Annotated in this window: 15 protein-coding genes and 1 pseudogene; 11 read left to right on the top strand and 5 right to left on the bottom strand. The window is 60.3% G+C overall.

The features are described from left to right. The 6 genes and pseudogenes from EEB11_RS17835 to tnpC form a co-directional block, all read left to right on the top strand. Nucleotides 1-2,010 (top strand): tetratricopeptide repeat protein (locus EEB11_RS17835; RefSeq protein WP_135433731.1); only part of this gene is annotated, 2,010 nt, incomplete at its 5' end. 431 nt (nt 2,011-2,441) lie between these two features. Then, on the top strand, nt 2,442-3,011 hold the full coding sequence (locus EEB11_RS17840; protein WP_135433734.1) for a recombinase family protein: 570 nt from the start codon (nt 2,442-2,444) through the stop codon (nt 3,009-3,011). 184 nt (nt 3,012-3,195) lie between these two features. Next, entirely contained in the window at nt 3,196-3,483 is a 288-nt protein-coding gene (locus EEB11_RS17845; protein ID WP_135433736.1) for a hypothetical protein, read from the top strand. A 644-nt stretch (nt 3,484-4,127) separates the two neighbouring features. Continuing rightward, nucleotides 4,128-4,466 (top strand): IS66-like element accessory protein TnpA, encoded by a 339-nt coding sequence (locus tag EEB11_RS17850; protein ID WP_435531122.1) that lies wholly within the window; start codon nt 4,128-4,130, stop codon nt 4,464-4,466. Further along, a complete protein-coding gene (gene tnpB / locus EEB11_RS17855) occupies nt 4,463-4,810 on the top strand; it encodes an IS66 family insertion sequence element accessory protein TnpB (protein ID WP_135433741.1) in 348 nt (115 codons plus the stop codon). The genes EEB11_RS17850 and tnpB overlap by 4 nt, the downstream gene beginning before the upstream one ends. Before the next feature lie 78 nt (nt 4,811-4,888). Beyond that, nucleotides 4,889-6,453: pseudogene (gene tnpC / locus EEB11_RS17860) on the top strand (IS66 family transposase). Between the two features lie 410 nt (nt 6,454-6,863). On the opposite strand, the gene EEB11_RS17865 reads toward tnpC, so the two are convergent. The 5 genes from EEB11_RS17865 to EEB11_RS17875 form a co-directional block, all read right to left on the bottom strand. Next, the gene (locus EEB11_RS17865) at nt 6,864-7,241 is read right to left on the bottom strand and encodes a hypothetical protein (protein ID WP_135433743.1); all 378 of its coding nucleotides are present in this window, start codon (nt 7,239-7,241) and stop codon (nt 6,864-6,866) included. A 71-nt stretch (nt 7,242-7,312) separates the two neighbouring features. Then, complete coding sequence (locus EEB11_RS19830; RefSeq protein WP_210134459.1) at nt 7,313-7,459, bottom strand: hypothetical protein; 147 nt, start codon at nt 7,457-7,459, stop codon at nt 7,313-7,315. A 114-nt stretch (nt 7,460-7,573) separates the two neighbouring features. After that, entirely contained in the window at nt 7,574-7,738 is a 165-nt protein-coding gene (locus EEB11_RS20395) for a YqiA/YcfP family alpha/beta fold hydrolase (protein ID WP_135433745.1), read from the bottom strand. Continuing rightward, the gene (locus EEB11_RS19675; protein ID WP_167852802.1) at nt 7,739-7,900 is read right to left on the bottom strand and encodes a hypothetical protein; all 162 of its coding nucleotides are present in this window, start codon (nt 7,898-7,900) and stop codon (nt 7,739-7,741) included. It abuts the gene before it with no gap. 228 nt (nt 7,901-8,128) lie between these two features. Beyond that, nucleotides 8,129-8,479, bottom strand: coding sequence for a hypothetical protein (locus EEB11_RS17875; protein ID WP_135433747.1), 351 nt, complete (start codon nt 8,477-8,479; stop codon nt 8,129-8,131). A gap of 194 nt (nt 8,480-8,673) precedes the next feature. Here EEB11_RS17875 and EEB11_RS17880 point away from each other — a divergent pair, with 194 nt between their 5' ends. The 5 genes from EEB11_RS17880 (at nt 8,674) to EEB11_RS17900 (ending at nt 19,202) form a co-directional block, all read left to right on the top strand. Beyond that, nucleotides 8,674-10,677, top strand: a complete 2,004-nt coding sequence (locus tag EEB11_RS17880) for an AAA family ATPase (RefSeq protein WP_135433749.1) — start codon at nt 8,674-8,676, stop codon at nt 10,675-10,677. Between the two features lie 49 nt (nt 10,678-10,726). Continuing rightward, the gene (locus tag EEB11_RS17885; protein ID WP_167852803.1) at nt 10,727-11,713 is read left to right on the top strand and encodes a helix-turn-helix transcriptional regulator; all 987 of its coding nucleotides are present in this window, start codon (nt 10,727-10,729) and stop codon (nt 11,711-11,713) included. A 33-nt stretch (nt 11,714-11,746) separates the two neighbouring features. After that, nucleotides 11,747-13,315 (top strand): ADP-ribosylglycohydrolase family protein, encoded by a 1,569-nt coding sequence (locus EEB11_RS17890; RefSeq protein WP_135433753.1) that lies wholly within the window; start codon nt 11,747-11,749, stop codon nt 13,313-13,315. Nucleotides 13,316-13,446: 131 nt separating this feature from the next. Continuing rightward, nucleotides 13,447-15,993 (top strand): PD-(D/E)XK nuclease family protein, encoded by a 2,547-nt coding sequence (locus tag EEB11_RS17895; RefSeq protein WP_135433755.1) that lies wholly within the window; start codon nt 13,447-13,449, stop codon nt 15,991-15,993. Nucleotides 15,994-15,995: 2 nt separating this feature from the next. Beyond that, nucleotides 15,996-19,202, top strand: a complete 3,207-nt coding sequence (locus EEB11_RS17900; protein WP_245298986.1) for a UvrD-helicase domain-containing protein — start codon at nt 15,996-15,998, stop codon at nt 19,200-19,202. Nucleotides 19,203-19,316 lie beyond the last annotated feature (114 nt).

Consider the following 19,316-nt stretch of genomic DNA (forward strand, 5'->3'; position numbering starts at 1 on the left):
GGCCTCGCGCAGCAGATTGGAAATCAAGGCCGCTACCGCGAGGCCGAGGAGGAGTTTCGCGCCATCTGGGAGATACAGCGCCGTCCGGACATGCTCGGCGAGGAGCATCCGTCGACCCTCGCGACGCGCCACGGCCTCGCGCACCAGATTGGCAATCAAGGCCGCTACCGTGAGGCCGAGGGGGAGTTTCGCGCCATCTGGGAGATACTGCGCCGTCCGGACATGCTCGGCGAGGAGCATCCGTCGACCCTCGCGACGCGCCACGACCTCGCGCAGCAGATCGGCAACCAAGGTCGGTACTGGGAAGCAGAAGAAGAGTTTCGCGCCATCTGGAAGATACGGCGCCGTCCGGACATGCTCGGCGAGGAGGATCCGTCGACCCTCGCGACGCGCCACGGCCTCGCGCAGCAGATTGGAAATCAAGGCCGCTACCGTGAGGCCGAGGGGGAGTTTCGCGCCATCTGGGAGATACTGCGCCGTCCGGACATGCTCGGCGAGGAGCATCCGTCGACCCTCGCGACGCGCCACGACCTCGCGAAGCAGATAGCCAATCAGGGCCGGTACCGTGAAGCGGAAGAGGAGTTTCGCGCCATCTGGGAAATAACTCGGCGTCCGGACATGCTCGGCGAGGAGCATCCGTCGACCCTTGTGGCGCGAGCCAGTCTCGCACAGCAAGTCGGCAATCAGGGCCGGTACCGTGAGGCCGAGGGGGAGTTTCGCGCCATCTGGGAGATACTGCGCCGTCCGGACACGCTCGGCGAGGAGCATCCGTCGACCCTCGCGACGCGCCACGACCTCGCGAAGCATATCGGCAACCAAGGTCGGTACCGGGAAGCAGAAGAAGAGTTTCGCGCTATCTGGGAGATACAGCGCCGTCCGGATATGCTCGGCGAGGAGCATCCGTCGACCCTCGCGACGCGCCACGGCCTCGCGCACCAGATTGGCAATCAAGGCCGCTACCGTGAGGCCGAGGGGGAGTTTCGCGCCATCTGGGAGATACTGCGCCGTCCGGACATGCTCGGCGAGGAGCATCCGTCGACCCTCGCGACGCGCCACGACCTCGCGCAGCAGATAGCCAATCAGGGCCGGTACCGTGAAGCGGAAGAGGAGTTTCGCGCCATCTGGGAAATAACTCGGCGTCCGGACATGCTCGGCGAGGAGCATCCGTCGACCCTTGTGGCGCGAGCCAGTCTCGCACAGCAAGTCGGCAATCAGGGCCGGTACCGTGAGGCCGAGGGGGAGTTTCGCGCCATCTGGGAGATACTGCGCCGTCCGGACACGCTCGGCGAGGAGCATCCGTCGACCCTTGTGGCGCGCCACGACCTCGCGCAGCAGATCGGCAACCAAGGTCGGTACCGGGAAGCAGAAGAAGAGTTTCGCGCCATCTGGGAGATACTGCGCCGTCCGGACATGCTTGGCGAGGAGCATCCGTCGACCCTTGCGGCGCGTCACGGCCTCGCGCAGCAAATCGGCAACCAAGGTCGCTACCGGCAAGCAGAAGAAGAGTTTCGCGCCATCTGGAAGATAGCACAGCGTCCGGAGATTCTCGGCGAGGAGCATACGCACACCATGGTGATGCGGGCCCAGCTCGCCCACCAGATTGGCAATTTAGGCCGCTACCGCGAGGCCGAGGAGGAGTTCCGCGCCATTTGGGAGATAACTCGGCGTCCGGAGATTCTCGGCGAGGAGAACCTTCATACTTTGATGGCTCGGCACAACCTTGCGCGGCAGATAGGTAACCAGGGCCGATACCGCGAGGCCGAGGAAGAGTTCCGCATCATATTGGAGAAGAGAGCGGCTCAGCTCGGCAAGGAGCACCCTGATACTCTTACGACCCAGTTCTTCCTTGCTAAAATGTTGGATGGTTTGGGACGGACGGACGAGGCAGATAAGTTCCTGGGCGGCCTAGACATGAAACTCGCAGGACAACTCGATCAAGATCACAGGTTGCGAAAGGATCTCGCCGATCATCTAGCAAAACGTAAGGCGCGACCGACACCGCCTGTCTGAAGGCAACCGCAAATAGGTAAGCGCGGACCCAGAGCCAATACCGGATCTGCACATTGTCGGTAAGCATCCACCAATTGCGGCGAGGGTTGTTCGAGTGACCGCTTTCTCGGGTTTAGGTTGATTTATATGGTGGCGGTATCGAAAATAGAGTAGAGATTTTATCTCTGCGCCCAAAGAATTCCTAAAATATTTGATTTCGACTCGTCTACTGAAATTCTAGTTATTGCAGACGCAATTGCCAAGAAACACAGCCTTGGAAATTATCAAGAACAAGAAAACTAACGCCTATCTAAAACGAACGTTTTTGAGAGATGCGCGCTGCGAACCTGATCCTGCCCCTTCAGGGCAGGAATATCCTCTCGAAACTATCTCTTGAAACATACTTCTCAAAACCGGTATACTAAGGCAAGTTTTGAGAGAAAGCCTTTGCCATGCTCGTCGGCTATGCCCGTGTATCCACCCAGGATCAGAATCCCGACCTTCAGCTCGATGCGCTGAAGGCGGCCGGGTGCGAGAAAGTCTTCGTCGAGAAGGCCAGCGGTGCGCAGCGGGAGCGGCCGGAGCTTAAGGCGGCGCTCGACTATGTGCGCTCGGGGGATACCCTCGTTGTCTGGAAACTCGACCGCCTGGCGCGCTCGGTGAAGCAGCTCATTGAAACCGTGGAAGGGATGGAAGCGGAAGGGATCGGGTTTCGGTCCATGACGGAAGCCATCGATACGACAACGGCTGGCGGAAAGCTAGTCTTCCATATCTTCGGCGCTCTGGCTGAGTTTGAGCGCACGATCATCAGGGAGCGCACCCGCGCCGGTCTCGACGCTGCCAAGTCGCGCGGGCGTCTCGGCGGCCGTCCTTCGAAGCTGACGCCGCAAGACGTGGCGGCGGCAAAGGCCATGCTGGCTGACCCTTCCTTCACTGTCGTGGACGTGGCCAAGCGTCTCGGCGTCTCTGCTGCCACGCTCTACCGCCACATTCCGGCGGCACGCGCGCAATCCGTTAGCTAAAAAGGCATCCTTCGCAATGGGGTACTCTCAGATGGTAAATCGAAAGTTCGCAAAAACTACTGGTAGCCTACAAAAGCTTGTTTTTAGCTCGATAACAATCCTTCCTATTTTATGTGCCGCACAGATACCCGGGTATGTTCAGGCACAACAACAAATAGAACCCGGAACTTCGATAAGAGACGAGATGATCACGAGCGAGGAAGCCTTGGAGAGATCGTCAGGCAGAATTCTATTGCATTATGGCGAAGGCTACTCGGTTTATGACTTACAGTCTCTCGTACGTCGGCTTGCCGCGCTGGAGCTTTTAGTAGAGGTCTACCCAGGTGGCACTCTAGAAAGAGTGGAAATGTATTTTTTTAATAACCGTATACCAAAAATCTTTGAGTTTTCTGAATCCACTGAAATAGTTTTCTTGGCGGAAAGTTTCGCCGAGCGATATAATCTTGGCAAGTTCGAGGATGAGGATCAGTAAGAAAGTTAGCTAAGGCGACACAAATGAGCTCGCAAATCACTAGACGGGCCGTCCTGCGCGGCGGGGTTTCTGCCGTCGTCGTTCTCGGCCTCCCTACCAGAGGCGCGGGGCCTATGCCCTCTGTCCCACCCGAGTTTTTTCAGCCGGGTATCGAAGCCATGGCTGACACGGTGAAGGCCATTGTGGAGCTACTGAAGCCGTCAATTGTCGGCGTTGATCCGGCGGACCTGCGAGCCGTCTTACAAGGTGCGGGAGTAGGGGGATTTGGGCAGGCGACAATCCGGCGAAAGGCTTAGTAGAGACCCTCGTTACGGGAGCATCTGGGGCACCGGGCGTTCCCGCCTTGGATCGTCCAGGGTTCCGAACTGGCCTCGACCGCCTCTTTGCCGCAATCGCACCAACTGGCGCTCGGTTTCTTCTCAGCCAGTTCCTGAGCTAAAACTCTCTGCATGAGCTAGTCCGTATCCGTCCGGTGTCGCCGCTCTGACGGGATGATGGAGTGCCTGCTAGATGTCCACCATCGGCAGTGGACATCTTGAGGTGAGCGATGGCGGGCAAGAAAGGCCAGAAGAAGCGGGTTTGGTCAGACGAAGAGAAGCTGTCGATCTGCAGGCAGGNTTTGGTCAGACGAAGAGAAGCTGTCGATCTGCAGGCAGGCGCGGGTTCCCCAGGTCTCGGTTGCGCAGGTTGCGCGGCGCTACGCGATGAACACCAACCTGATCCATAAATGGCTTCGCGATCCTCGGTTTTCATCAGAGGATCAGGCTGCGGATCTGTTGGTGCCTGAAGGGGCAACCTTTCTTCCAATCGAGGTTGCGGGCATGGAGCCTGTCCCGGCAGCACCCGTTTTGCCCACCTCTTCGACAGGTTCCGTCACCGCGCAGCGTGTGGACATCACGTTGTCGGATGGTCGTCGGCTATTGGTGGAGGGTCCCACCGCGCTGTCGTCGATCGTGACGATCGTCGAGGCAGTGGCGCAATGATCCCGGTGCCAAGCAATACGCGGGTTTGGCTGGCGGCCGGCGTCACGGACATGCGGCGCGGTTTCAACACGCTGGCGGCACAGGCGGAACAGGTTTTGGCCGAGGATCCCTATTCGGGCCACATGTTCGTCTTCCGTGGTCGCCGGGGTGATCTTTTGAAGATCATTTGGTGGGATTCTCAGGGGGCCTGCCTGTTTACAAAACGGCTGGAACGGGGCCGGTTTGTCTGGCCTGCTGCCAAGGAAGGCAAAGTCAGTCTAAGCCCATCACAAGTGTCGATGTTGCTCGAAGGGATCGACTGGCGGACCCCAAAAAAAACCTGGAGACCGCTGGTTGCGGGGTGACATGAATCACCAATAAAACATAGGTTTTTGCGCAGTTTTGCGTTCCCTCATAAGAGGCGATCCGGTATAAATTGTGCCATGCTGGAGGCCTTCAAATCCCTGCCCGAAGACCCTGATGAGCTGCGCACTGTCAGCGCGCAAATGCTCCAGCATATCCAGTCTCAAGCTTACCAGATCGAGAAGCTGAAGGCTGAACTTCATGGTCACCGCAAGGCGCGTTTTGGCGCGAAGTCAGAGGGCATGGATCAACTGGCCCTCGATCTGCCGGAAGACGATGAGATCGCGCAGGCCGCAAAGGATCAACTCACCGGGCAGTCGACGGGAGATGAAGAGACCCCACCCAACAAGCGCCAGCACAACCGCAAGCCGCTGCCAGATCATCTGGATCGGCACGATGAGGTCCTGTCGCCCGGTGAGGCATGCGCTGGATGCGGCGGCACCCTGCGCCAAGTGGGCGAGGATATCACCCAGGAGCTGGACTACATCCCCGGTCACTTCGTGGTGCGCCGCTTCATCCGCCCGCGCATGGCCTGCACCTGCTGTGAAGCCTTCGCCCAGGCCCCGTTGCCATCCCGCCTGATCGAGCGTGGGCGACCCGGGCCCGGCCTCGTGGCGCACATGCCCCCTCTCGGCGATGCAATGCATCGCCTGCCGGTCAACGGGTCGGCAAATATTGCGATCATCTACCGCTTGAGCGGCAATCCAAGATCTACGCCCGCGAAGGGGTTGATTTGCACCGCTCCACTCTCAGCGACTGGGTTGGGCGCACGACGGCCTTGCTGGAGCCTCTGGCCGAGCACATCGGCAAACTGGTCCGGGCGGGGCCAGCACTGTTTGCAGACGATACACCTGTAAAGCTGCAAGTGCGCGCCAACACAACAAAGACCAAAACCGCCCGGCTCTGGAGTTATGTGCGGGACGAACGTCCGTGGTGCGGGGCATCGCCTCCCTGCGCCTGGTATCAGTTCAGCATTGATCGAAAAGGCGAGCACCCCGCCAACCATCTTGCAGGCTATACCGGCACGGTCCATGCCGATGGCTTCGCCGGGTTCAACGGCTTGTTCGGCAAAGGCAAGGCTGACGAACAGGCCTGCATGGTTCACGTGCGCCGCAAATTTGTCGATGAGGTTGAACGCACCGGTTCTCCCATTGCCCAACAGGCGATCAAGCAGATTGCACAGCTCTATGCTGTGGAGAAGGAGACGCGGCAGAAATCCCCGCAAGAGCGCGTCACCCTGCGGCAGGCCAAGGCCAAGCCCGTCTTCGACGCGTTGGAGATCTGGCTGCAGGCACAGCTGCGCAAGATCTCCGGCAAAACCAAACTGGCCGAAGCGATCCGCTATGCGCTGAACCGCATGCCGAAAGCGCGCGGCTATCTCAGCGACGGACACCTCGAGCTGGACAACAATACCTGTGAGCGCTCAATCAGACCTATTGCCCTTGGGAGGAAGAATTATCTGTTCATGGGGTCAATCGGCGGCGGGAAGGCAGCCGCCATCGCTTACACGCTCATTGAGACCGCCAAGATGAACGACGTCGACCCCGAAGCGTGGCTCACATGGGTCCTGCATCGCTTGCCGGATCACAAGATCAATCGCATCGACGAACTCATGCCGTGGAACTGGCATCTCGAAAAGGCTTGAAACCGCGCCGACACCGGACGGATACCATCTACTGCACCTATTTGGATATGAAAGCCCCCACAACGTAGTCAACGGTGGCCAGAGGCAACTCGTTCACGGCCCACCAGCCAAACTGCGCATTCCGACGTATCCGGCCGGTCGTTCCGACAACATCCGGTCAGCCATTCCGGGGTATCCGGCCACCTGAGGATCGTTGCCGCGTAGGCATGGTTTTTGATGTCAGGCTCTTTGGCCCTCGTCAACGCTTTCGGAGGGACCGCCGTCACTCCTGAGTGTTTGCCGATATCCGCGGAACCGAATGGACACGATGCACAGTGCCCGTTCCATCGGGTTATCTGAACAATGTCGAGTGATTTCCAGTTGCGAAATACACCTGAACAGGGCCCCCAAAGACAAACTGAGAAGTTCTCTCAGAAGTCGGGATCGTCCCTGTCGACAAAGCTGAGCGCCTTCATGAGCCGCAGCATGGCCGGCACATAGCCTGGAATGGATGGCTCGCCCTCAGCATTCATGAAATGCGCTTCGACCATTTCCATTGCCTCAGGCCCAAGTTCGGGGTGAATATCGAGGAAGATGCATCCCGGCCCACCTTCAATCCAGACTTTATTTTCCTCGAAGCCGGCACAGAGGCTCCAGCCGATCTGCTTCGCATCCAGCCAATCTGTGATTTCAGAAACATCAGTGTAGATATCCTTGAAGTCACCGTCTTCGTCGATCAGGGCAAGATAATACACGTCCCGTTTGAGGCGCCGGGCAACGCCATCGATGGTCTCAAGCACTTCAGCCATTTGGCTCTCCTCTGGTGTCGCCTTACATTGTGCTGGCGAAGGGGCGCAGTGACCGCCCGCTCTGCTTGCATTCAGCAAGTGTCGAACAGGTCTGGTCGGTTTTCGATCAGTTCTGCCATGTGGTCAAAGCGGTGGGATCCGCCGTCGAACATGACAACTGGCAGACGTCCCTTGACAAAATTTAGCGTTGCCTGCGCGTCCAAAATTTCATCACCCATGTCCAGAACTATGGTTCCCTATCCGTCCAAGCGAAAGGTGAGCGCATTATAGGCCGTCACGCAACTTTCCGTCAGTTCAAACGGCTCTCCGACATGGTTGACGCCATGGCCAACTTAGGCTTGCAAGGTCTTGCTCGGTACGATTGAGGGGTTGATCGCAATGAACGGACGGTCAAACTCAGCGCCCAGCCAAGCGGCATAGAAGCCGCCAAGGCTTGTTCCGACGACAATCGCATCGGGATGTAGTTTCAACCGTGCTGCATACTTTTCGAAGACCACCTACGGATGCATGGTGTAGTTGACCGTGATGCCAGCAACCGGGCGCATCTTGGCAAGGGCGCGGATCTTGTTCTTGCTGGGGTCAAAGCGCGAGCCCCATCCGTGGCAATACAGAATGCTGACGGCTTCATGCTCGCCTGAAGTTCTCGATTGGCTTTTCATGTCCTCTCCACGTGGTCATCTGATGCATTTTCTCATGGGCATGCGTCAATATCGGACGGGTGCCTCCTAGCGATTAGCCTGAAAAGCTTGCCTGCATAAATGGGCTGCTTCATATTGGAGCGGCGCTGTTGCCGTGGCCGCAAAACCCGCCTCACGGCGAGAGTTGCAAAAATCATGCACCATTTCGGCGAAATCCCAGCGCCGGTCAGTACAACAAGGCAAGGTTTCTTATCTCATTTGTCCATTCCAAGGGGCTCCACCGTAGATTTGTGGATCGGCTGTCTGCCAGTCTCGGGTAAGGCCGTCTTTTTCTGTAAGAGACCGCGCTGTCAGTTTGACGGCTGAGGTTCTGCCACCGCGTTTCACGCTGATACCGGTTAGCCGTTTGGGGTGCTCGTTGAACGACATGAAGTCCAACTCGCCAGAGCAGAACGCTTCAACCAAGCGCGCTATCACTCGTGGATGCATCTGGATCTCAGGCATCATGTGAGCATTTCCATCAATGCGGACTGATACGGTCACCGTCTCGGCATTGCCGTCGTTGGCGCGCAGGGAGTGGTATTCGGGGAGTGACGGCATTGCCTGTCCTTTCAAGATAGCTGCGCTTCGCTTCCAAAGTGAGATGCTACAGCAACATAAGCATCAAGCTGCGTCAGATTCGGACGCGCCCATTATATCCGGGTCGCATTCTTGTTCTTGCTAAGCTCATTACCTGCACGTCCATATCTGTCGCATGCGCCCGCTATCTCTGTCAAAACCGATGGAGATCGACAATGACCCACGAACAACACCTCGCCCTTGATCTGATCGCTCGGCTGGCCAACCGTTTCGGTCCCGCAAGCCGCATTGCAAAGGAGCTTCCCGGCTGGCTGGAATACCTGACCGAAGTTGAATGCCCCGAGCGGCCCCGTACCCGGCCGAGCACCCAGTGGTGGAACAAGATCCGAGCCATCGCTTGCGACCTCGTGCCAGGCGCAGGGGGCGGCGAGGGCGAGATCGTGCAGCGCAATGCTGCCCTCTTTGGGGATCATTTCGGGTTGTCCCCCGTCGAAACATCCATGCTGACCTTCGTTGCCCTCTACAAGTTGTTCGACGGTTTCGAACATGTCGTCGATGGGGCGCTGGAAACCAAGGAGGTCACGGTGCCTCTGTTGCTGTCGTGGTTCTGCGCGGCCCCTGAGCCTGAAATCCGGGCCGCGATGCGCGCCTCGGGCCGCCTTACAGGCTCGGGGCTGGTGCAGCGCAACCGCGGCGGGCGTCACAACCGGATGCCGTTCGCCCTGCCTGACCGCCTGGCCCTCGCGCTTTTGGCCGAGGTGGACAGCATTGCCGACCTGATCGCGCTGATGTTTCCGCGCGCGGCTGCGCCTCAGGCAGAATGGCAGGACTTCGAGGGACTGGGAAGCGATGCCGACCTTATGCGTGACCTGCTGTCCCGCGCATTGGCCGGGCGCAGACCGGGCGTACACATCCTGCTCTACGGCCCGCCGGGTACCGGAAAGACGGAATTCGCTAAGGTGCTGGCGTACAAGATCGGTGCGGACCTGCGCGCAGTGGGGGAAACCGACGATGACGGCGGAGAACCGTCGCGTCGGGAGCGCCTAGCCGAATTGACCATGGCGTCCCGTATGTTGGGGCAAAGGTCGGACACCGTGCTGTTGTTTGACGAGATGGAAGATCTTTTCGGCGCGGGGGGCTTTCCCTTCAGCCGCGAGATGCTGTCGAAGGTCCATTTTAACCGGATCCTCGAAACCAACCCGATCCCGGTGATCTGGACCACGAACTCGGTTCAAGCCTGTGATCCCGCCTTTCTGCGACGGATCAGCTATTCGGCGATGATGCGGCCACCATCGGGCCGGGTCAGGGCGCGGATCTGGCAACGGCTTGAACAACGCCATGGGACAGGCATTCCGGATGCGGCCCTGCCGGCGATGGCGGAAAGGCACGATCAGGCCCCGGCGCTGGTGTCTGACGCGATGCGGATGGCACTGCTTTGCAATGGCGGGGAGGCGGTAGTCTCGCAGGTGCTGGACGCGGCCGCACGGCTGGCAAAAGGCGGTGCGGACAGCGCGCCGCGCCACCACTCAGAAGTGCCTTGGCAAAACGACCTTGCCGGTGCCGACGCAGATCTGAGCCAGATCGAGGCACGGCTGGCGGCCCCGAGCGCGCCACGGCGGATCAGTTTCTGTCTGGAGGGACCGGCGGGGACCGGCAAGAGCGCTTGGGCGCGGCATCTGGCCCGCGTGATCGGGATGCCGGTGATCGAAAAGCGCGCATCTGACCTGATGTCGAAATGGCTTGGCGAAAGCGAGCAGAACATCGCGCGGGCCTTTTCTGAGGCGCGCGCCGATGGTGCCATGCTGATCTTCGACGAGGCAGACAGCCTGCTCGCCGACCGTCGCGGCGCCGAACGCAGCTGGGAGGTAAGCCAGGTCAATGAAATGCTGACCTGGATGGAAAGCCACCCGCTGCCCTTCGTCTGTACGACCAACTTCGTCGAGAAGCTCGACCCCGCCACGCAGCGCCGGTTCACTTTCCGCATCAGGTTCGACTACCTTTCCGCCCGCCAACTTTCGCTGGCATGGGTCGCGCATTTTCCGTGTTCGCCACCAGCCGGGTTGACGGCACTTGATCGACTCGCTCCCGGGGATTTCGCAAACGTCGCCCGCAGGATGCGAGCACTGGGCAACGCGGACGCACAGGACATCCTGCGCGAGCTGAACCGTGAACATGCGGCAAAGATGGGCGCGGCGCGGCCGATCGGCTTTGGCCGTTGACGCCGAAGTATTGCGCCGCAATGGTTGCTCTGCATTGTTAGGAGGACCCATGCGCTACGCCCGCCAGGAAGATCTGCAGAAACTGGCTCTGACAATGCAGGGGTCAGCTGAAGGAATTTCCCTGGCCGATATTGAGCTTGAATTCAAAGTATCCCGTCGTACGGCAGAGCGCATGCGTGATGCCGTACGCAGTGCATACCCCCAGATCGAGGAGATTTCCGGCGAAAGCGGACGAAAATATTGGCGTTTTCCGCCCGGGTCATTGGGCCGGATGGTCGAGCCGACTCTGGACGAACTAACCGCCGGGCACCGCGCCGCCGCTATTGCACGGCGCGAGGGTGATGAGGTGACGGCTGACACGCTTGAGCGCCTGTTGACAAAGGTGCAGGCAATGTTCCGCGAGGATCGCCGTCGGACGATTGCCGCAGACCTTGAAGCGCAGTTGATGGCTGATGGTGTCGCCTTTCGACCTGGGCCTCGTGAAAACATTTCCTCTGAGATTTTATCTGCACTTCGTGAGTCAATTCTCGCTGGGGTTATGATCTCGACCGACCATCGCGCCCGCGGCACTGCAAAACTCTCACGCAATACCCGGCTTGGCCCGATCGCGATGCTATTTGGTCAGGGGCGCCAATACTTGTTGGCGTGGAGTGAATACCAGGACGATCTGCGTCTGTTTGCACTGGCTGGTTTCGAGCGGATTTCTTTAGAACCCGATGTCTATGAACGCCCCAAGGGCTTCGATCTACAGGACTGGTTGTCAGAGAGTTTCGGCATCTGGCGCGAGGAACCGCAGGATGTCGTCTGGCGCTTTCTGCCTGAAGTCGCAGATGAGGCTGCGGGATATGTATTCCATCCGAAACAGCAGACCGAGCGTCTGGCTGACGGGTCGCTGATGGTCCGTTTCTGCGCAGGTGGGCGGCAGGAGATGGAATGGTATCTGGTGAGATGGGGCGATCAGGTCGAAGCGCAATTCTTGGAGGTTTCTGGAACCTCTACCTCTGATACGCCCGAAAATGACGTAGCCAAGCCGTAGTCTGAATTCGAATCGGCAAAGAAAGAACAGAACTTGCTTCGAACCAGCACATCCCACCCCCTTCGCATCGACAGCCGGCAAATTGGCAACGGTCATCTCGGTCTGACCCTTTGCCCCGGCAAGAAAGGCGACAGTGTCTTTTGCGCGGGATGGGACCGCGATCTGGACGTTGATCTAGACGTAATAAAGGCTTGGGGCGCGCAAGCAGTCCTGACCTTGATCGAGGATTCTGAGTTCGATCTGCTTTCCGTCACGGGTCTTGGCGATGCGGTAAGGGCACGCGGCATGGACTGGCATCACGTCCCGATCCCGGATCTGGGTGTGCCAACGCCAAAGTACATGGCGCGGTGGCGCGAGTTGTCGCCCCACCTTCATCGCATCCTGGAAAATGGCGGCCGGGTGCTGGTCCATTGCCGGGGCGGGCTGGGACGCGCGGGAACGATTGCCGCCCTTCTGCTGGTTGAGCGCGGGCATCCAGCGAGCGAGGCCATGACCCTCGTCCGCGCCGCACGGCCCGGGGCAATAGAGACGCGGGTGCAGGAGCGCCTTGTGACCGATTACGCCCGACGTGAAGGGCTGCCGCTGATCCGACTCCATGCAAGTCTTCTGGGTGGTGCCATCGGGGACAGTCTGGGAGCCGAGATCGAGTTCCTGTCGCTCGCGGAAATCCGCCGTCGTTTCCCGGACGGCATTTCGGAGCTGCCAACGCACATGGGGCTGCACGGCGCCATCACAGACGACACCCAGATGACGCTGTTCACGGCCGAGGGGATCTTACGCGCGCGGGTTCGCGGCGTCTTTAAGGGTATCTGCCACCCGCCGTCCGTGATCCATCACGCGCTGTTGCGGTGGTACAGAACGCAGGGCGGCAATCCGAAAGTTCAGACTGATGATGTGGGGCTGATCAACGACCCTCGCCTTCGGGTCTGCCGCGCGCCGGGCAATACCTGCCTGTCATCCTTGGCGGCGAGCACGCATTTTGGGAACCTGGCACGCAACAACAGCAAAGGTTGTGGGACTATCATGCGGGTGGCCCCCATTGGCTTGATGTTCCCGCGCGACCAGGTGCGCGCAATGGCCATCGAGACATCCGCCCTGACGCATGGCCACCAGACTGGCCAGCTTGCGGCGGCAGCTTGGGCGGAAATGCTTGCCGACGTCGCAGGTGGTGCTGATCTGGAGAAGACTGCAGCCCAGACGGCAGAGACCTATGCGCGACTGACTGGGGGCGAAGAGACTGCACGGGCGATTCAAGCTGCGCTCCGCGCGCCACGGGACGGTACGGGAGAAACAGTCGAATCCTTGGGTGGCGGCTGGACCGCCGAAGAAGCCTTGTCGATCGCGCTTTATGCCTGCCTCGCCGGAGACTCCTTCGAAGAGGCCCTTCTGATTGCAGCCACCCATGGTGGGGACAGCGATTCAACTGCGGCGGTTGCCGGCAATATGCTGGGTCTGCTTGATCCTGCGGCTGTGCTTCGACACCGTTGGGCTGAAATCGTTGAAGGTGCAGACATCATCTCGCAGCTGGTACGGGATTACAGGGAGCTTTCATCCGATATCGATGCGGCAGAGGAACTCTTCGAAGTCTATCCGGGTGGATAGACGCTGGATCAATAATCCAAAGCTAGACTTCCTGCGCTTACGCAAAAGATAACGAAAACAGCTTTATAAACCATTGATCCACAATAGCATCCCATTACACTACCCAATCCTATGCAGTGAGCTCGAAAACCATGTTCTACCCGTTTCTCGTCGCCGATCCCCGCTCGGGCCTGCATTACCGCCTCACCGATACAACACTCGCCGAGCTTGCGCTTGCACCAAAAGCGGCGGAATGGGCGCCGGGACGGGCGATCGTGGAGGACCCCGATCCGGTCTGGCGGGATAGCCTTGCCAATGCACCTATCGAGACGATCTCATCTGTCAGCACGGCGCTTGAAGGTCTCGTGCTGGCCACGGGCGATCTTCGCATACCAGCGGCGGAGGCGATGGGGGACAGCCGCGCACGGCGGCATCTGGATGCGCTTATCAACCTCTGGCGCAAGCTGGGCGATACCTTGCCCGAAGGGCTGGCCCCGGTGCGCCATGTGCTGGAGCTGCCGCATGGGCGGTTTCTTGACCCGCTACCGGTGGTTCAGGGATCGCTCGATCCGCATGCGCCAGCCGCAATGAAGGCTCTTTACGCTCGGCTTCAGCAGGAATTCGGGGCTGTAGCCGCACCCGCTAAGGGGCCCCCGGCGCGTGAAGGGTCGCGGTTGCACACTTTGCAGGGCGGAGTGGCCGAGGCAGCAATCGAGGCCGGGCCAAAGGATGACAGCCTCGCCTTCTATGGTTTGCGAGATTTGGCTGCCTGCGCTGATTTTGCCGCCGCCCGCGCGCGTGCCCTGATCGAAAGCGGTATCTCGGCGCGGGAGATTGCTGTGCTAGCCTCTGGTGACCCACGCCAGATTGCCCGCGCCTTTAAGGAGCAGGGCGTGCCGATTTCCGGGCTTCCCGCCAGCCTGCCCGAGCGCGACATCATTGGTGAGACAGCACTTCAACTGGCACTGGCCAAGCGAACACCCACGCCGGCAATGGTGCTGGCAAGTCTCGCCCGGTCACCGCTGATGCCATGGTCCGCACAGACCGGGCGCGATCTCGCCGAAAGCCTAATTGGCGGTGATTTTCGGGGAGAGGTCCTTTCGCCTACCCCCGCGCACAAAGACCTCTGGACGGACATTCGCGTCTCAGCGGGCAGTCTGGCCCAACTGCGTTTCCTGATCGACCGTATCTGTGATCGCATTGCGCAGGGGCAGGAGGTCCGCGCCCGTCTGTCGATCCCGCCCGGCGAGGGTAGCCCAGACTGGGAAGCGATCCTGCGCGGTATCCAGATTGCATCCCCGTCAAGTGCCGATCCAGAGCGCAACCTTGAAGGTGTCAGCCTCTGGTCTGCACAGGAAACTCCGTGGCGGCCCTGCCGGCATCTGATCGTGACGGATTTCACCGATGGTCTGTATCCGACGCGTCCGCGCGCCAATCCGATGTTTCTGGACAGCGAAATCATCACGATCCGAGCCACGACAGGGCTGCACCTTCGCGGCCGGGCTGAGGGTTTGGCGCAAAGCCTGTCTCTTTTCGATCAGCAACTTCAGGCGGTTACCGGCACAGTTACCTTACTGATCCCGTGGCGCGATCTGTCTGGGGCACGGCAGCAACCCGCGGCCGGGCTTTCCCTGGTCGCGCGGGCGATATCGGGTGTCGAGGATGCGCAGGATCTGATCCTGGACCTGTCGCGATTGCCGCCCGGCGATTGGCCTGTGGCGCACCACCGCCTGCCGCCCTTGCCGGAACCAGACGATCTGCCCGAGGCCCTGTCTTTCCCCGGCCTCGACCTGCTGGCGCTGCGCCGCAAGGATGATGGAACAACCAAACCTCAATCGCCCTCTCGGCTGGAAACGCTTCTGGTCAGCCCACTGGCCTGGCTTTTGGAAGAGGTTGGCGCGGGCGACATGTCTTGGTCCGCAGAGGAACTTGATGTCATGGCCAAGGGCAACATTGCCCATGACGTGTTTGAACATGTATTCCTCAAGGACCAGCCTGTGCCAGAACCTCCGGCACTGACCGCGGCGGTTGCCGAAGCCTATGATCGCGCGCTCACCCGCCACGCGGGGTTTCTGCGCAGCGCATCATGGGAAATGGAGCGCAACGGGCTGGAACGCGAGATTCTTCAATCCGCGCTGCGCTGGCGCGACCATCTGCTGGCGCTTGGCGCAAAGATCATCGGCAACGAGATCTGGCTGGCCGGTGAGGCGCATGGCATCAATCTGCACGGTAAGGCCGATGCGATCCTTGAGTTGCCTGACGGTGCGCTGCTTGTCGTCGATCACAAGAAAAGCGGCACATCGGCCAGGCGCAGGCGTATGGAGGCGGGCTGGGATCTCCAAGCGGGGCTCTATCGTGACATGATCGCCCGTCCTAACCGGCGCGACGGGGACGGGATGGACGCGCTGATCGGCCGCAAGATCGGTATTGCGTATCACTTGATGAATGATGGGGGGCTGCTGACCTCGGGCCTGCCCACGGCCGCAGGGTCGCCTGCGCGCGACATGGGCGACGGCGTCAACGACGCCGCAGTCGCCATGCTGGCGGAAAGGCTGGCGCAACTTGGGGCCGGACGGGTGGTGCTGAATACCTCGGCCGACGAGGGGTTTTTCAAGAAAGAGGCGGGCTTCACACCCTATGCGCTGACCGATGGCTCGACCCTGATCACCGCGTTCATCCGCCAGATCGAGGAGGCATGACCATGGACGGGGCAGACTCAGACCTGGGATTGGTCATCGTGCCCGCAGGCGCGGGCGCAGGAAAAACCCATCGCATCAAGACCCAGCTTTCGGACTGGGTAAAGCGCAAGATCGTAAGGCCCGAACGGATTCTTGCCGTGACCTTTACCGAAGCCGCGGCCGGTGAATTGCGTGAACGCATCCGGGCGGGTCTTCTGGCGGATGGTCTGGTAGAAGAGGCAATGGCGGTCGAGCGGGCTTATGTCTCGACGATCCATGGGCTGGGCCTGCGGCTGTTGACGGAACATGCGCTGGCGGCGGGCGCATCGCTGCAACCCCGCCACCTTGGTGATGCCGAGCGAGACCTGCTGATCCGCCAGGCGCTGGCTCATGCCAAGTCGCTTGACCCGATCAAGGCCGAGCCTGAGCGGTTCGGCTACCAGCCAAATTGGCAAAAGGGCGAAACGGTCGAGGATTCCTTACGGGGTCGGGTTCTGTCGATGATCGACCTGTTGCGCGGGCTGGGTGACAAGGGCCGTGATCCGGGCCTAATCGCACCTGCTTTGGATCGGCTTGACAGAATCTATGGCGAGGTGCTCGCCGATCCCTCAGCGGCCCGTGATGCGTTGGCGGCGGCGATTTCCGCCATGCTTGCCGCCTTTCCCGAGGGCGGCATGGCCACCGTTACCGCCAAGGGCCCCCGCGAGACGCTGGAAAAGAACCTTGCCCTCTTTCGCCGTGTTGAGCGTGACCCGACGCTGCTGTACCGGGACTGGAGCCTCTGGCAGTCCCTGCGTAATCTTTGGACCTCGAATAGCAAAACGAAGACGCCCGAGGGCTATGATGATCTTGCCACTGCGATCATTCAGGCCGCGGATGCGCTGCCTGCGCATCCCGGCCCCTTGGCAGATGCAAAGCTGCATTTTCGGTGCCTGATCGCCTGTGCGCAGGAAGTGATGGAGGCTTACGAGACGCGCAAGAAGGCGCTTGGTCTGATTGACTTCGCCGACATGATCGCCGGGGCGGAACGGCTGTTGCGCACCGATCCGGCCGTGCGTCAGGCTGTGTTGAATGAGATTGACTGCGTCATCATCGACGAATTTCAGGATACCAACCCGGTGCAGTTCGCGCTGCTCTGGCAGTTGGGCGCCAGTGCGCCGCGCACCCTGCTGGTGGGGGATGTAAAGCAGTCGATCATGGGGTTTCAAGGGGCTGACCCGCGCCTGTCGCAAGCCCTTGCGGCGGCCAACCCCGCCGCGACGCAGCCCTTAGACCGCAACTGGCGGTCAACTCCGGCGGTGATGGATTTCGTCAATGCCATGGGCGCAGGGCTGTTTGGCGCGGACTACAATCTGCTGGCCCCTACCCGCGATCCGGTGCCCGGTCCGGCGCTGGAGGTGCTGAACATCGTCAAAGGGCGCGGGGTGAAGAACTTCTCGAAGCCGCAGGAGCACATCGCCGAGCGCATCGCCGGCATCCTCACAACCGGCGAAACAATCACCGACCGGCACACCAAGGCCACAAGGGTCGTCCGCCCCTCTAATATCGCGCTTTTGGTTTGCCGCCACGCAACTGCCGCCCGCTATGCCGAGGAACTGCGGGCGCGTGGCGTACCTGTTCGCATTGCAGAGGATGGCTGGGCTGCAAGTCCAGTTGTGCAGGCCGCCCGTGCTGCACTGAGCTATGCCGCGAACCCTGCCGATACCAATTCGGCGCTTTTGCTGCGCACCCTCGGCCCCGATCCCCTGAGCCTGCAATCTGCAATGTCTGCGCAAATCGAAGGACGGCTTGCGGGTGATCCGGTTCTCATGCGACTAGCGGCTCTGTCGGACCGCCTTGCACGCTTGCCGATTTCCAACGCACTGGATCTGGTGATCAATGTCGCTGGGCTGCGGCTATGGGCTGACCGTCAGCCCGATGCGGCTCAGGCGCGTGCAGACCTTCTGCGATTTGAAGCCGAAGCAAGCGATTTCGAATCTGCGCACCGCGACCTCAAGGCCGCTGCCGGATTCCATGGCGAAAGCGCCAAGGTGTTTCTGGGCTGGCTCGATGCCCGCGCGGGTGAGCGCGATTTCGACCGCCGCCCCGACCCTGCCGCCAACAGCGCCGAAGCGGTAGAGATCGTCACCTGGCACGCCTGCAAGGGGCGTGAATGGCCGATCACCGTTGTCGCTGAATTCGACCACGGGATCGAAGACTGGCCGGGAAGCACTGCAACCCAGTTCACCGCTTTGGACAAGATCGACGATATGGAAGCCGTGCTAGCCTCGGCCGCGCTAATCCACACGCCAGGATTTGCTGCCACCGAAGCCGAGCGGCGGTTCATTGAGGATCGGCGCGTGGATTTTGAGGCCAATGCAAAGAACCTTCTTTACGTCGCCCTGACCCGGGCACGCGACCGGCTGGTGCTGGAGTGGCCAGGCTTTCTAAAAGAGCGTGACGAGGAAGTTCCGGAAGCCAAGTGCTTGTTCCATGTTTTCACAGATGCCTGCGCGCCTCAGATAGGTGGTGATACACTGCGCATCGGCGGGATTGATTGCCCGGCCACCATTAGGCAGTTGCCCGAAAACGCGAGCTTCACCACGTATTCGGAGGCAGAGATCACGGATACACCACGGCTCGGCAGCGCTACCCCCTTGCCTGCTGTGGTCTTGACGCCCTGGAGGTTGCAGCCATCACAAGCCACGACGGCCCTGCCTGCACCGGAAAGCCAGGGTATCAAATTGGGCACGCCATGGCCTCGCACGGTCAGCAATGCGGCCCGAGGCACGGCGCTACACCTCGCCTTGCGTACATGCCTGACTCGACCTGATATGATCACAGCCTTGCCAACGGCAACCGGACTGGACGATGCGTCCCTCGACTTGGTGGCAGAGCGGGCAGCGGCGCTGAAGACCTGGCTTTCGGCCGACGGCTACACCGATCTGCTCTGTGAAATCCCTCTGCTAGGACACACTGAAGAGGGTGCTGAAATTCCCGGGATGATCGACCTGCTCGCAGTTGGGCCCAAGGGATGCCTGTTGATCGACCACAAATCTGGCGGTGCGGGTGAGGGTTTTGGTCTCTACTGGCCACAGCTCTCCAGCTACGGCGCACTGGTGGCAAGACTGTTCCCGCAGCATCCGCTGCAAGGGTTAGCTGTGTTTTGGATAGACCGTGGGCGGCTGGACCTTGCACAGCTTCCCGTCACTGCCAGATCGACAAACACCGTTTCTGAGGTTGGTAGATGACAAATTCAGCCATGGGATGGGTCTCTTTTGGTAACACTGAGACGCGCTCCATACGCACCGACTTGCGTACGGACCTTGTCACAGAAGGCATGGTCCACCTTGCCGACGGCTCGG

The organism is Pseudotabrizicola sediminis, from assembly GCF_004745575.1.
GTDB classification, from domain to species: Bacteria; Pseudomonadota; Alphaproteobacteria; order Rhodobacterales; family Rhodobacteraceae; genus Pseudotabrizicola; species Pseudotabrizicola sediminis.

Coding starts and splice junctions, on each gene's coding strand:
- EEB11_RS19830 (WP_210134459.1), bottom strand. CDS start 7,459: ATGGGTGATGAAATTTTGGACGCGCAGGCAACGCTAAATTTTGTCAAG.
- EEB11_RS17865 (WP_135433743.1), bottom strand. CDS start 7,241: ATGGCTGAAGTGCTTGAGACCATCGATGGCGTTGCCCGGCGCCTCAAA.
- EEB11_RS19675 (WP_167852802.1), bottom strand. CDS start 7,900: ATGAAAAGCCAATCGAGAACTTCAGGCGAGCATGAAGCCGTCAGCATT.
- EEB11_RS17885 (WP_167852803.1), top strand. CDS start 10,727: ATGCGCTACGCCCGCCAGGAAGATCTGCAGAAACTGGCTCTGACAATG.
- EEB11_RS17845 (WP_135433736.1), top strand. CDS start 3,196: ATGATCACGAGCGAGGAAGCCTTGGAGAGATCGTCAGGCAGAATTCTA.
- EEB11_RS17880 (WP_135433749.1), top strand. CDS start 8,674: ATGACCCACGAACAACACCTCGCCCTTGATCTGATCGCTCGGCTGGCC.
- EEB11_RS17895 (WP_135433755.1), top strand. CDS start 13,447: ATGTTCTACCCGTTTCTCGTCGCCGATCCCCGCTCGGGCCTGCATTAC.
- EEB11_RS17900 (WP_245298986.1), top strand. CDS start 15,996: ATGGACGGGGCAGACTCAGACCTGGGATTGGTCATCGTGCCCGCAGGC.
- EEB11_RS17840 (WP_135433734.1), top strand. CDS start 2,442: ATGCTCGTCGGCTATGCCCGTGTATCCACCCAGGATCAGAATCCCGAC.
- tnpB (WP_135433741.1), top strand. CDS start 4,463: ATGATCCCGGTGCCAAGCAATACGCGGGTTTGGCTGGCGGCCGGCGTC.
- EEB11_RS17875 (WP_135433747.1), bottom strand. CDS start 8,479: ATGCCGTCACTCCCCGAATACCACTCCCTGCGCGCCAACGACGGCAAT.